This is a genomic window from Paenibacillus sp. FSL H7-0690, from assembly GCF_037980415.1.
Taxonomy (GTDB): Bacteria; Bacillota; Bacilli; order Paenibacillales; family Paenibacillaceae; genus Paenibacillus_AQ; species Paenibacillus_AQ odorifer.
This window is the reverse complement of the sequence record NZ_CP150281.1, coordinates 1,518,774-1,532,519: the sequence shown is the minus strand read 5'-3', so window position 1 is coordinate 1,532,519 and position 13,746 is coordinate 1,518,774. Positions and strand designations below refer to the sequence as shown.

At 47.4% G+C, this 13,746-nt stretch carries 12 protein-coding genes; 1 reads left to right on the top strand and 11 read right to left on the bottom strand.

What is annotated here, in order from left to right:
• Positions 1-2 precede the first annotated feature (2 nt).
• The 11 genes from MHI32_RS06850 to MHI32_RS06800 form a co-directional block, all read right to left on the bottom strand.
• Complete coding sequence (locus MHI32_RS06850) at positions 3-1,145, bottom strand: ABC transporter permease (RefSeq protein ID WP_340012067.1); 1,143 nt, start codon at positions 1,143-1,145, stop codon at positions 3-5.
• Positions 1,142-2,674, bottom strand: a complete 1,533-nt coding sequence (locus MHI32_RS06845) for an ABC transporter ATP-binding protein (RefSeq protein ID WP_076185401.1) — start codon at positions 2,672-2,674, stop codon at positions 1,142-1,144. Before MHI32_RS06845 ends, MHI32_RS06850 begins: the two co-directional genes overlap by 4 nt.
• A 109-nt stretch (positions 2,675-2,783) precedes the next feature.
• Entirely contained in the window at positions 2,784-3,944 is a 1,161-nt protein-coding gene (locus MHI32_RS06840; protein ID WP_036680038.1) for a BMP family ABC transporter substrate-binding protein, read from the bottom strand.
• Between the two features lie 242 nt (positions 3,945-4,186).
• Positions 4,187-4,759 (bottom strand): NTP transferase domain-containing protein, encoded by a 573-nt coding sequence (locus tag MHI32_RS06835; RefSeq protein WP_175617362.1) that lies wholly within the window; start codon positions 4,757-4,759, stop codon positions 4,187-4,189.
• Positions 4,701-5,825, bottom strand: coding sequence for an XdhC family protein (locus MHI32_RS06830; RefSeq protein ID WP_340012066.1), 1,125 nt, complete (start codon positions 5,823-5,825; stop codon positions 4,701-4,703). Before MHI32_RS06830 ends, MHI32_RS06835 begins: the two co-directional genes overlap by 59 nt.
• 81 nt (positions 5,826-5,906) lie before the next feature.
• Entirely contained in the window at positions 5,907-7,481 is a 1,575-nt protein-coding gene (locus MHI32_RS06825) for a PucR family transcriptional regulator (RefSeq protein ID WP_340012065.1), read from the bottom strand.
• Positions 7,482-7,938: 457 nt separating this feature from the next.
• Complete coding sequence (locus MHI32_RS06820; protein WP_340012064.1) at positions 7,939-8,253, bottom strand: hypothetical protein; 315 nt, start codon at positions 8,251-8,253, stop codon at positions 7,939-7,941.
• Between the two features lie 35 nt (positions 8,254-8,288).
• Complete coding sequence (locus tag MHI32_RS06815) at positions 8,289-8,459, bottom strand: hypothetical protein (RefSeq protein WP_340012063.1); 171 nt, start codon at positions 8,457-8,459, stop codon at positions 8,289-8,291.
• Positions 8,460-9,250: 791 nt separating this feature from the next.
• A complete protein-coding gene (locus MHI32_RS06810; RefSeq protein WP_340012062.1) occupies positions 9,251-10,627 on the bottom strand; it encodes an amidase family protein in 1,377 nt (458 codons plus the stop codon).
• A 118-nt stretch (positions 10,628-10,745) separates the two neighbouring features.
• Positions 10,746-12,323, bottom strand: a complete 1,578-nt coding sequence (gene ggt / locus MHI32_RS06805; protein ID WP_248547817.1) for a gamma-glutamyltransferase — start codon at positions 12,321-12,323, stop codon at positions 10,746-10,748.
• A gap of 594 nt (positions 12,324-12,917) precedes the next feature.
• Entirely contained in the window at positions 12,918-13,295 is a 378-nt protein-coding gene (locus MHI32_RS06800) for a PH domain-containing protein (RefSeq protein WP_036680049.1), read from the bottom strand.
• A gap of 178 nt (positions 13,296-13,473) precedes the next feature.
• Between MHI32_RS06800 and MHI32_RS06795 the strand changes: the two genes are divergently transcribed.
• A complete protein-coding gene (locus tag MHI32_RS06795; RefSeq protein ID WP_162636617.1) occupies positions 13,474-13,641 on the top strand; it encodes a hypothetical protein in 168 nt (55 codons plus the stop codon).
• Positions 13,642-13,746 lie beyond the last annotated feature (105 nt).

The following is a 13,746-nucleotide window of genomic DNA, read 5'->3' as shown; positions in this document are numbered from 1 at the left end:
GCCTATCTCCCCCCTTTCAGCTGAACCCGGCTACGGCGAATGCGGAAACGATAGATCATATCGCCAGCAATCAAGAAAAACAGGATGGAGCCCTGCAGCATTTCTGATATCGATGAGGGCAGCCCGATGGTTTGAACACTATATCCGCCAACAATTAAGCCACCGAATAAAATAGAAGTAACGATTAGACCGAGTGGATTCAATTTGGCCAACCAAGCCACAATAATGGCGGTGTATCCATAACCCGGTGAAATGCCCTGCATCAGCTTGTGTGTAACACCGGAGACCTCCGCCATGCCAGCGATCCCGGCGAGCCCCCCACTGATCAGCATGACGATAATAATATGGCGCTTGATAGGAACCCCCGCGTATCTGGCTGCAACAGGATTGGCCCCAATCAGCCGGAGCTCGTAACCCCACTTGGTAAAACGAATCATTAAGTAATAAATCACAACGGCGATAAGTCCAAATAACAATCCAATATGCAATCTTGTACTTCCGAGAACAGGCAGCGATTGAGCCGCAGTAAACATAGGTGATCCCGGGAAATTAAATCCTTTAGGATCTTTCCAAGGTCCGAATACCACGTAATCGAGCGCCAATAGGGCAACATAATTCAGCATTAATGAAGTGATTAGCTCATTCACTCCAAAATGCGTCCGCGGAATAGCAGTCAATAGTCCCCAAAGCGCACCCGCGGCAATCCCGAACAGCAGCATTAAGCTCAGGGACCAGAATGAAGGTAAGTCAGGAAAATAAATCGTGACCGCTGTGGCCGCCATAGCCCCAACGGTTAACTGGCCTTCTGCTCCAATATTCCATACCGAAATGCGGTAAGCCACAGCAATCCCAAGCCCACATAGAAGTAGCGGGATCGCTTTAACCATCGTTTCCGTGAGCCCATACGCAGTGCCAAATGCGCCACGGAACATTTTTTCATAGACCAGCACCGGATTCATACCATTCGCCGCAATAAATAGGGCACACAACAATAGCGCTAAAACTATAGATACAATAGGTGTCCACCAAGGAGAACGGATGCGGCTGGCATCGTATTCGAAACGTAGAGAGAATCGTTTTCCGGAGTGGGAGGAGAGGGGTTCCAGTACTGCTGCTGCGGTATTTCTTCCATTCTCCAGGCTCATACGGCGCTCTCCTCTCTATTATGAATACCAGCCATTAGTAGTCCGATGCTCTCTCGATTCGCTTCCTCATGTGTACTCTCACCAATAATTGAGCCGTTATAGATCACTAGAATCCGGTCGGACAACTGAAGCAATTCATCTAAATCCTCCGAAATTAACAACACGCCACTACCTGAACCACGCAGCTCCATAAGAAGGTCGTGAACACCAGCCGTGGCACCTACATCCAGCCCTTGTGTCGGATGAACGGCGACCATTAGCTTAGGCCGATGACTGATTTCACGTGCAAATAGCAGCTTCTGCTGATTACCACCTGACAACTGTTGTACTGGCGTCTCCAGCTCAGGTGTCTTGACGTTAAAGCGCTGGACCAGCTCCTGTGACCACAAACGGTTCTTCGCGGACTTCAAGAAACCAAATTTGGAGTGCTCCTCTGAGCGGTAAGACTTAAACAAAAGATTATCCACCGATCCGAGGCGTCCAGCTAAACCGCTCTTCATCCGGTTCTCCGGCACGTGGGAGATTCCTGAATCAATTGCCCCTCTAACCGAAGCCGATTTCACCGTCTTTCCATCAAACGTGATTTCACCACTTTTCCAGCCTCTAAGACCTGTTAACACTTCAGCCAGTTCCTTTTGCCCGTTACCAGCTACCCCAGCTACGCCTACAATCTCCCCTTTACATACGTTCAGTGAGAAGTGATCCAGTGCTTTTCGCCCGTGATCGGCATATACGTCCACATCTTTCACTTCTAATAAAGAATCCCCTTCAGTGGCTTCCCGTTCTTGACGAGTGATGGTTACTTCCTTGCCCACCATCAGACGAGCCAGCTCCAGTTCATCTGTATCTGCCGTGGTCAGTGTGGCGATCATTTTCCCTTTGCGCATGACGGAAATCCGATCGGAGGACGCCATAACCTCTTTCATTTTATGAGTAGTCATAATGACCGTTTTTCCTGCCTGCTTCATGACCCGCAGCGTTTCAAATAGCTGTTCCACCTCTCCCGGGGTCAATACAGAGGTTGGTTCATCCAGAATAATAATGTCAGCCCCGCGATACAGCGTCTTAACGATTTCAACACGCTGCTGCTCACCCACGGACAACTGCCAGATCGGGCGATCCACCGGGAAATTCAGTCCAAACCGTTCCGCTAATGCCTCGATCTCCTCGCGTTTGTTCTTCATCCACTTACGGCCGCGCCAGAAAGACGACTTTTCGCCAAGCACGATATTTTCTGCTGCTGTGAGGCTTTGCACCAGCCTAAAGTTCTGAAACACCATACCTACACCCAGCTGCGCAGCATCTTTAGGAGAACGGATCTGAGCACCTTTCCCATGAATGAAGATTTCTCCTTCATCTGCTCTGTACACCCCTGACAGCATGCTCATCACCGTGCTCTTCCCGGCCCCATTCTCCCCAAGCAACGCATGAATCTCACCCGCATTTGCCGAAAAGTCGACTTGATCACTGGCGGTTACCGAGCCGAATTTTTTCACAATCCCCCGCATTTCAACTGAAGTTCCCCGCATGGCCTGAACCCCTCCTTCCTTCAAGTTGTAGTACGGGTGGGGAAGTTTCCGCTTAACGGAACCCGCCCCACCCATAGATTGTGCACATCTTATTCCCTATTTTTAAACATTATTGCGGGATAGTTCCTTCCACACCTTTTACGAGCCAGTTCATGCCCAGCACTTCCTCCAAGGTCAGCTTCTGACCCTCCTGAACCTTCACATTCCCTTGATTATCTGAGATCGGACCTGTGAAAACCTCAAGCTCACCACTGATAATTTTGGCTTTGGCGTCTTCGACAAGCTTTTTCACATCATCTGGGATCTTGTTCCCGAAAGGAGCCAGCTCCACCATACCGTCAGCCATATCACCGGAATATTGCTCGCTCTTCCAGGTTCCATCCATAACTGCCTGCACAGCTTTTACGTAATACGGCCCCCAATTCCATACCGGATTCGTCAAATAATTGTCCGGAGCGTATTTACTCATATCCGAGTCATTTCCCCCGGCAAAAGCCCCTCGTTCAGCAGCAGCCTGCAGGGTTGCAGGTGAATCCTGATAGGCCAAAAGCACATCCGCACCCTTATCCAGCAAGCTGATTGCCGCTTGACGTTCAGTCGTCGGGTCATACCATGTATTCGTCCATACCACATTCACCTTTACATCAGGATTGACACTTTGTGCTCCAAGGGTAAAAGCATTCAAATTATAAATCACTTCGCTGATCGGAAAAGCCCCTACATAACCCAACTGATTATTTTTGGTCATTTTCCCTGCCGCTATGCCGCTCAGATAGCTGGCCTGATAGTTCTTTCCGAAGTAGGTCCCCATGTTCTCTGCGGTTTTGTAACCCGAAGCATGCAGGAACTTCACGTTGGGAAATTTGCCCGCTACATTTAATGTAAAATCCATATATCCGAAGCTCGTTGTAAACACGATGTCGTGTGATTGCGCAAGCTCTGTGATGATTCGTTCGGCGTCAGCACTTTCAGGGACATTTTCTACAAAGTCAGCTTTAATCCCCAGCTCCTTCTCCATATACAGCCGTCCTTGATCATGTTGGTACGTGTAGCCGCCATCCCCTGGAGGTCCGATATAAACAAAAGCAACCGTCGGTTTCTTTGCAGCCGGTTCTGTTGTTGCAGTTGCCTCTGTTGCCGCTGTAGTTGTCGCTGGTGCCTCCGTTGCATTTGTAGAAGTATTATTATTGCTGCCACACCCCACCAAAGCCACCGTCATTAGAACCATTAATGCAAGACAAGATGTTATGAACTGACCCCTTTTTTTCATAATTCTCCTCCTCCAAATCATCTCTCATCATGGCTGCAACCATTAATGTACTTCTACTATACTTAGAGGTGGCCTTGGCGTAAATTTATATAACATACGTTTGTATTTGAATATAAGAATCAGAACTTTTTTTGTGTGCAATGCACTAATTGGTTTTCGGAAGGTGAGTTACGTGTCACATTATATGACCGAAGGTGGAAAAGGAACACTGTTTCAGATTACTTTCCACACTATTCTTTACTTCACTTTCCATTTCTCAGAATCCATTGCTCCTGAATCTCACCAAAATCTTCTTTTGTATCTGCGTCCATGAAATAATGGGCAGACTCAGATTCCAGAACAATCCCCTTATAATCAGGTGAACGCAATATCCCCGCCGCTCCTCGATCTCCATCTAATCCCTGTAGTGCTGGAAACAACGTCTTCGAGAACAAAGCCGGGGGCATAGCCGACCCATTACTGACGCTAGCGACATAATCCATCTCCGGAGATTGTTCAAACGTTTGTATTAGACGGTTCACTAATGCTGTAGTAATAAATGGCTGATCCGCAAGCGCCACAACTACTGCATCGGGCTGTAAAGGTAATACCGCATTAAGGCCGCAGCGCAATGAAAAAGACAATCCTAGATGTGCGGTTAAGCAAGTTTCGGTACGTCTGGAGCCTTGCGGCTCAATCGCGGGTGGCAGCCATTCCAAGTTGTCATCCGCACGCACTACCACGATTAGCGGTTCTAGATTGCAACGATCCAATTCACTAAGCGCGACGCTCCCGAGGGAGACCTCCTGCGACAATTTCAGCGAAACCTTGGACACGCCCATCCGCCTGCTCTGCCCCGCTGCCAAATATATTCCTGCTACCTTCAATACTATCCGCTCCTTTGGGCAGCTCTCGTGAGCCCACCCTTCTAATTTGAATAATTTCTGCTATAATACTGACCGCAATCTCCTCCGGACCTTCTCCTCCAATCGGCAACCCTACAGGTGCATGCAAAGATGCAGGAGCCTCAAACCCTTCCAGTAAAAGAGATATTCGCGCCTTCGAACCGATAATCCCTATATATAGAGGAGCAAGCGGAATCACACTCTCCAGGAACTGTCTATCCCGCCCAAGTTGATGACTGCAAATCAATACATAATCCTCTCGAGCTACGCCCAATCGCTGAACAACCTCCATGGGGGAACAAATTACTTGTTCAGCTCGAGGAAACTTATTGTGCAAGCTTCCTTCACGCCAATCCGCAACCGCTACCCGAAAGCCAACTCTGTCAGCAAGTTCCGCAATAGGAACCACATCACGTCCCCCGCCAAAAATCACAAGCCGCGGTTTAGGTACGAAAGACGTATGGAATGCTGTCAATTCTGCTGGAGCGGCCATAAAGCGACCTGTCGCCAGGCTTTCTTTTTCCGAGTGGGATAATTTCGGATGTTTCTTGCTCTGCGGCAGTACAAGGTCTGGATCCAGCTCCAGCTTATAGGCAAAACCGTTCTCCACTGCTTCGCGGAACAGAATTAGCTTCTCTCCCCTAGCCAATCTGTCACTCGCCTGCACTAAAAGCTTGTAGAGCTGACCCTGCACGGGTTCAAGCACTACTTTGATTTTGCCTCCACAGCCGACAACCTCACCCCAGGACAGATCATCCGGAGACAGCATGTTGTATTCCACAATTTCGGGCAGCCCTCGTTCCCAGATTTCAGAAGTTCGCAGTTGCAGATCGTTTTCCAGACAACCTGGACTCAGGCTCCCAATCGTACCTCCTTCAAAAAACAACATCACCGCTCCGGCTTTACGATACGAGTGTCCCTCCACCTCTATCAGCGTTGCCAGCACTGCAGGCGCCTGATGGGTTTGAATATGCATTGCGATCTCATGTGTATTCACGAGGTTCCCCTCCTCCGTGTTTGCATTTCAACCCAGAACTTAGAACTTAGAACTTAGACCTTAGACTTTAAACCTTAGACCTTAGTCCCATCCGAGCATCCTCCGAAACATGAATACTAACTTCAACCTCATGAGATCATTTATTTTTTTAAAATCCACGTCCAGCAGCTCACTAAGCTTCTCAATCCGGTAGGTAGCCGTGTTTCGATGAATAAACAGTTTCTTAGCCGTCTCATTAACATGACCATCGTTCTCTAGATAAACTTCCAGCGTCCGCAGCATTTCCCTGACATACTCCGGTTCTCGGCTAAGCAACCCTCTTAGACTTCCATTACAATATTTCTCCATAACCTCTGCCGGAATTTGCCCGAGTAGCAGGTTAAGCTCAAGCTGCCGGTAATGCACAACACTCCCTTTTACTCCCCCGCCCTGAAGCATTCCCATACAATCCTTCACCTCGGCAAAAGCCTCCTTCAGCCCCTCCGGCTTCGCTTTACAACTGCTTATCGCAGCTCGCGGATAATATCCCTTATCAAACTTCATGTTGTCAAAACAAACCTGGATTAGATCCTGAAATTGTTCAGGACGCTGACGATCTCCCGGATATATAGACAAAAGTCCTTGATCTATGATCACATGAATTCCCTTTACTTCCCGGAGCCCGGGATGTTCAAGATATTCTTCTTTTAGCCTGAGCAGCTCCCCTTGGCGTTCTTCCCCAGTCGCAGCTGTATCGGTCAATAAGAGACAAAATGGTGATTGAAGCAGCTCAATCTCCAAGTCGAGAGCAGCCTGCGCCAAATCTGTGTAAGATAAATTACCACTCAAACAACGTCTCAGCAATCCGCTAAACTCCCTGTGTTCTGCCTGTTCAAAATAATCTTCGTATCCTGAATGAATATGATATGAAATAAGTTCAGCTCCCTGAACGAACAAACTTTCTTCCATTGGGAGCAATAAAGGGTCGATGGCACAAAACAATAGATATCCGGAACACTTCTCTCCTTGCAAAAGTGGCGTACGGTAGCTCACATGATCTCCCACACGAAAGCGCTGATTCCGTTTCTGCCATGGCCACCCCTCCAGCAGCTCTGAAGGATGGTATTCAGAGTTGTTGTAGATCACATCCCCCCGTGCGCTAACCACCACAAGTGAATGGCCAATCACTTCAGACACCGAGTCAAACAACGGACGGCTGCGGACAGATCTTAAGGCGAATTGCATCAGCTTTTTCTGCTTCTCCATAATGCTCTGCAGAACGTGAGTGCTGCGGCTAAGCTCGGCGCGAAACAGACCATTCATCTGATCCGAAAAAGTAAACTCGAACGGCAGTTGGATTAGAGGGAAGTTAAGACTCTCCGCTTCTGCGACCAATTGCTCTGGTACTTCATCCCAAAACCGCCCCAGCTTAATGCCCAAGGCCGAAGATCCCCGGCGATTTAAAGTCTGCAGCAAGGCAGAGGCTTCCTCCATATTGTCCTTTATCAAATAGGCTGTCGTTAGCAGCATCTCGCCTTCTTTGATCCAATCCGAGATATCGGGGGCATCCATTACATTAATTGACTTCACAATTCGATGTTTCCCTTTAGACCCAGCGATAAGCTTCGCCTCGGACAAAGGATAAATGGACAACGCTTCTTCAACCGTAAGATGCATGCCACCCCTCCTTATTAGGATCAATAGAACCATTTTTGATTTATAATGTTATTTTATGTAACATTATAATTAAAATGAACCGCGTTGAATAGAGGTAAGTTAAATTTTCATGATTTTATGTAAATAAACTTAACACAAAATGAACATGGATGATGAATTATTAATTATGAATGATGAATTATTGAACTTTAGCTCATATCGTTCATGTGAACTGTATAAGGGGATTGGAAAATAGTAGGTGGAGTTGAGGGAGGGCTTTCGAGTAAAAACAAGTTTTTACGGGTTCAACATGGGAGTTGATGGAGGGTATTCTCGGGCCATTCGAATTGACCATCGGATCGAAGTTGCAGGCACACCAGCGCTGCAAGACGGGGAATTGATCGGTGGAGGAGATCCGTACGAGTAGAGATAATACCACCCCACTGTAGCTGTGGCGGAGGTACAAGCGCTTATAGATCTACTGCTGCCGGTAGAAGTGGAGGGCTTTTTTGCCCTTCTTTTTGGCTGTTTGGCCGAAACTGCCGAGATGAAGGGCACTGTTGCCCTTCTTTTTGGCTATTCGGCCGGAATTGCCGAGGTGTGAGGCTTTTTTGCCCTTCTTTTTGGCTGTTTGGCCGAAACTGCCGAGATGAAGGGCACTTTTGCCCTTCTTTTTGGCTATTCGGCCGGAAGTGCCGGGATGAAGGGCACTTTTGCCCTTCTTTTTGGCTACATAGGTGTCTTCGCCACATTCTACGGGATTTATACCGTTCTTTTTAGTTACTTGAGCCATTTCCCCCGACTTCTACGGGATTTATACCGTTCTTTTTAGTTACTTGAGCCATTTCCCCCGACTTCTACGGGATTTATACCGTTCTTTTTAGTTACTTGTGCCACTTCCCCGACTTCTGCGGGATTTATCCCGTTCTTTTTAGCTACTTCAGCCATTTCTCCGACTTCTGCGGGATTTATCCCCTTCTTATTAGTTACTTGTTCCACTTCCCCGAATTCTGCGGGATTTATACCGTTCTTTTAAGCTTATTTAGCCATTCCCCTAGATTCTACGGGATTTATACCGATCTTTTTAGTTACTTGTGCCACTTCCCAGACTTCTGCGGGATTTATACCGTTCTTTTTAGTTACTTGAGCCATTTCCCCGACTTCTACGGGATTTATACCGTTCTTTTTAGTTACTTATGCCACTTTCCTAGATTCTACGGGATTTATACCGTTCTTTTTTAGTTACTTATGCCACTTTCCTAGATTCTACGGGATTTATACTGTACTTTTTAGCTTCTTTAGCCATTTCTCCGATTTCTGCGGGATTTATACCGTTCTTTTCTCTCCAGCGACGTATTCACTTAATTCCACTGGTCTTACACCACACAATCGAGCGCTGAATTTATCTTTTTTTACACTACTGCCCCACTATTGAGCTAACTCCAACTACCTTAGTATTAAAAGCAACTCCACTAGGCTCCCCGGTGTCAATAAAACTAAAAGCAGGAGGGAATGACATGTGCATTTCGTTAATTTGTGAATGAATAAGTGAGCGTGGCGTTAGAGCGTATTGCTAGAATGTAATCCTAGAGTGTATTTCTAGAATGTACTCCAAGAGTATATTCCTTGAGTGTAATCCAAAAGTATAATCGTAGAGTGTATTCCCAAAGTGTATTCCAAGAGGGTAATGGAGGAGTACCGGTTAATAGTAACTTGAAAAGAATCAAGTTATGGTGTTCAGTCTTCGGTCTGCTCAGTATCGTTTTTTCAAGACCACTGCACCCAGCATCTCAGGACTGCTGCCACACTTCATTCACCCAAGAGAGTAACCGGAGATCCTGACCATGTCCGGCAATAACGGATAATCCCAGTGGCAATCCACTTGTGGAGAGCACAGGTATTGTTACCTGAGGCAAACCCGCCAACCCTGCTATGCAACTCAACATCATCGCACCACTACGATTCTCCTCCAATTGGCGCAAATCCCCTCCACGCAGCGGCGCTGGTCCCGGAACTGTCGGAATCACAAGACAATTGTCCTCACCTAGCAGCAAGCGCATCTGATTAGAAATCTCTTTTTGCTTACATTTCGCAACACTATGATCCTCTTCCGCCAAACTAGCAGCCCACGAGAATCGCGCTGCAATATCAGGTCCAAAAACTGGTTTCTTGTTCTCAATCCAAACGCCATGAGTTTCCCAAATTTCATTCCCCTGTAATTCTCTAAAAACATCCATCCAGACCTTTAACCCCTCCAAAGCAATCTCTATCTCCATGAGATGATCTGCCCCGGATCGCAAACACCTTAATCCCTCCGATAAAATAGCTGCATTCTCCAGATTAACCAAAGCCCAGCAGTCAGTAGCAACAAATAAAGTACCCATTTTGATTTTGTCTTCTATTTTCTTTTTTACCTTGTTCTCCGGGCCGATCTCTAAAATTTCCTCCGTACTCTTCTCAATACGCTTCTCCAAAATCGTTTCTAAACTTTCTTTCCGGCTCATTTCTAAATTATTTTCATCAGTATTCTCCATGCTCTTCCCTACAGTTTCCTCTATACTACTTTCTATTTTCTTCGCCGTCTTCACAGATGTACTCCCAGCCACAAGCAACACTTCCCCTACCTTCTGGAGCACATCCAAACGATCTGACATCCAGCCAATGGTATCAAAAGCCGGAGATAATGGAATAACACCTTGAAAATCCACAGCTCCATGCGTTGGTCGAAAGCCATATACTCCGCAATAGGAGGAAGGTACTCGAATTGAGCCACCAGTGTCCGTACCGAGCGCAAAATCAACACTACCAGAAGCTACCGCTACTGCCGAACCACTTGAAGATCCGCCCGGGATACGACCTACAGCACGCGGATTAATCGGCGTTCCAAAATGATGGTTCTCGCCGCCCAGACTATACATCAGCTCATCCGTATGGGCAGCACCACGAAGTGTAGCACCCGACAACAGTAAACGATGTACAGCCACCGCATGCTCCGTGGATGGATGGTGGCTATGCAGCCAATCAGGATTACCTGCAGAAGAGCTGTGTCCAGCTACAGCGAATACATCTTTTACTGCAAAGGTCAGTCCATCCAATATCCCGCTACCTAAACTCTCAACCGTAAGCTCAGGATCTATAAACGCACCATACCGATTATCCAAAACCATAATTACTCCTCCTCCCCTCACCATTACTATTACAATCCCTCTAGTAGCTTTTCGTATCCGTCACCTTTTCTCCTACGATTCCTTCAGAGTTCTTCCGGCCGCTCCATCATTCCTATACCTACCACCCAATCGCCGCACCATCGCAGCGCGGGTCCGTTCCCCCACTGCGATATCCATTGTCATCTGTCGAAATCACGTGAGCGTGACCCATAACCCCATCATAGTCATCTACTTTCCGGACAATATGACCGGCTGCGGCCAAATCTGCCAGCACCTCATCAGCTACCCTACTCTCCACCTTCAGTTCTTGCGTAGGCTCTCCCCACGTTCTCCCCCACACAAAACGTGGCTCATTCACAGCTTTTTGTGGATTCATGCCATAATGCAGCATCCTTGTGAGCAGCAGAGTTTGAGTCTGTGGTTGACCTTCGCCACCTTGCGTCCCATACAAAATCACAGGTTTGCCCTCGCGGCAGGCCATCGCTGGCATCAGTGTGTGGAAGCTGCGCTTATGCGGCTCAAGCGTATTGATGTGCCCGGGGTCCAGCGAAAAAAACGAACCTCGATTCTGCAGCAGAATCCCAGTATCCCCAGCGACCACGCCCGAACCAAATTCAAAATACAGACTCTGAATAAAAGAGACCGCATTCCCGTCTTCATCCACAACCGCAGCATAAGCTGTATCACTGCCGATAGGCTGACTTGTCAGTTTTGCAGCTTTTTGCATCGAGATCGCCGACGCTACTTGTCCTGCATAACGTTTATCCAGCAGCTGCTCCAAAGGTATAGCACTAAAATCCGGATCCGTAAGCACCCTATCCCGATCGCGGAAGCTTAGCTTCAACGCTTCAACAAGCAGGTGGTAGTATTCATACGATCCATGCTCGATTGCTTCAAAATTGAAATACTCCAACATATTAAGACTCATTAGTCCTGTGAAACCTTGAGAGTTAGGCGGCACTTGGTACACCGTATGCCCGTGATAATCCGTATGAAGCGGCTCGCCCCACTCGCCCTGATGATCCGCAAAGTCATCCCGAGTCAGATACCCGCCAGTTGCCAGCATAAAGTCACAGATGTCCTCCGCAATCTTCCCCTTATAAAAAGCATCCCGCCCACCCGCCGCCAATGTCCGCAGGGTGGCCGCCAGCTGTTTTTGCTGGAATCGCGATCCAGCACAAGGAATCACGCCGCCTGGCGTGTAAATCGCTGCCGCCTCCGGCGACAGCGCAAAGCCCGCAACAGCCGTGTTATTCCGCTGATCCGGAGACAGCGGAAACCCCTCCAAAGCGTAACCAACGGCAGGCTCCAGTACTTCCGCCAGCGTAAAACGGCCATACTTACTCAGTATGGCATCCCAACTGTCTGCCATCCCCGGCACCGTAATGGCGCTGCGAATCCCCCGCCGTGGGATGAAAGCTTCCCCGGCGTAGCTGCTTCTGCGGACTCCGTACCCGGAGCGCCCGCTTCCGTTATAGGCCCGAACACGCGCCTCTTGCGTGTTATAGGTCAACCAAAAGGAATCTCCGCCTAGCCCCGTCATATGTGGATATACTACAGCTAATGTCGCACTGATCGCCACCGCTGCATCAAAGGCATTCCCCCCTTTTTCCAGCATACGTGCACCAGCAGCCGAGGCTAAATAATGGGGGCTAACTACCATAGTTTTTGTGCCTATTACGGGTTTCTCCGCCATGTCCCATCCCCCTATGTTTTACGGGTTTTTCCGCCATGCCTATCCCTCTACGTTTTACGGGTTTCTCCCCTCCACCATGCCCATCCCCCTATGTTTTACGAGTTTCTCCGCCATGTCCCAACTCCTTATTTTTTGCGGCGGGATTCTTCAACATATTCAATCTCCTATATTCTGCGGCAGGTTCCTCTGCGAGCCCCCTATAACTTCTGGTTTAATTAGTGTCATTTAACATTACACGAAAATCCTTTGTCAATCGGTTACGCTGAAACGCAAAATAAACCTCTTCTTTTTGTGAGCTATGCACAAATAAGAGGTCCTCTTTGTTTAACCTTGTAGATTCACGCCTACGAATATTATAAAATCATTTTAATTACATGGAGCTGCATACACCCATGGCGTACTACCGTGACCTTTTGCCGCCATATAGCTACCTATCTCGAATATGTCTAGTCACCTTTTGCCGCCATATAGCTACCTATCTCGGTTATGTCTTGTGGCTGCCTATCTCAGATATATCTAGCTGAATCTAACCTTAGTAATCTTAGCCACTTTTACTTAGGGGGGGCTTGTGCTTTGGAACACCGAATAAACAATTTATTTTAAAATATATTGCGATAACACGGCCTGCACCTCGTAAATATTTACGGATTTATTGAAGGTCTTCTTCACCGGAAGCGTGCTGCTGGAAATGTAGATACATAGCTCCGCATCCAGATCAAAATGCCCTGCCGTCTCCACGGAATAATGCGAGATGCTTTTGTAAGGGATCGAATGATATTCTGTTTTTTTGCCCGTCAGACCTTGTTTATCCACCAAAATAAGCCGCTTGTCCGTAAAAATGAACATATCTCTAATCAGCTTATAGGCGCGTTCAATTTTCTCCTGAGGGGCAAGAATTTGTGCGTATTCCCGCTGGACCTCCGTAAGATTCACTTGCGATGCATTGCCCATTAATCCGTCAAAAAGTGCCATATCTCTTCCTCTTTTCATCCGTTAAGTTTAGCCACTTGCCCCCCACTACAGAACCATATTATTCTATTTTTTATATTCTATGCTGTGTAAAAATACTCTCTGACATCTTTTTACTTGCTTATTTTCTGATTTTTGATTACACTGTCATTAAATTTACTAAGAGAGGGGTGTGGAAGGAATGGATCACAATTGGACCAACAGTGTTATGAGTCGGCTACCTAAAGCGATAGCTGGCATTGCTCATGTAAATGGCGATAACGGGAGAAGTCTGTCCATTTGTATGAATTTAATAACACTACACAATTGTGAAATGCCTTTCCTGCCATCACCCGGACGGATCAGTTAACCGGAGAATGATAAGGCCGTGGGGAAATTTCCCTACGGTCTTTTTTTATGGTTTTTTACAGGATTTCGGAGCCATTTAGGGTACTGGCGGTGCGAAGGGCATTCT

What these genes read in the sequence shown, in the direction of transcription:
- MHI32_RS06800 (WP_036680049.1), bottom strand. Translation starts at nt 13,295, where the DNA reads ATGGCACTTTTTGACGGATTAATGGGCAATGCATCGCAAGTGAATCTT.
- MHI32_RS06825 (WP_340012065.1), bottom strand. Translation starts at nt 7,481, where the DNA reads ATGCATCTTACGGTTGAAGAAGCGTTGTCCATTTATCCTTTGTCCGAG.
- ggt (WP_248547817.1), bottom strand. Translation starts at nt 12,323, where the DNA reads ATGGCGGAGAAACCCGTAATAGGCACAAAAACTATGGTAGTTAGCCCC.
- MHI32_RS06850 (WP_340012067.1), bottom strand. Translation starts at nt 1,145, where the DNA reads ATGAGCCTGGAGAATGGAAGAAATACCGCAGCAGCAGTACTGGAACCC.
- MHI32_RS06795 (WP_162636617.1), top strand. Translation starts at nt 13,474, where the DNA reads ATGGATCACAATTGGACCAACAGTGTTATGAGTCGGCTACCTAAAGCG.
- MHI32_RS06810 (WP_340012062.1), bottom strand. Translation starts at nt 10,627, where the DNA reads ATGGTTTTGGATAATCGGTATGGTGCGTTTATAGATCCTGAGCTTACG.
- MHI32_RS06820 (WP_340012064.1), bottom strand. Translation starts at nt 8,253, where the DNA reads ATGGCTCAAGTAACTAAAAAGAACGGTATAAATCCCGTAGAATGTGGC.
- MHI32_RS06845 (WP_076185401.1), bottom strand. Translation starts at nt 2,674, where the DNA reads ATGCGGGGAACTTCAGTTGAAATGCGGGGGATTGTGAAAAAATTCGGC.
- MHI32_RS06840 (WP_036680038.1), bottom strand. Translation starts at nt 3,944, where the DNA reads ATGAAAAAAAGGGGTCAGTTCATAACATCTTGTCTTGCATTAATGGTT.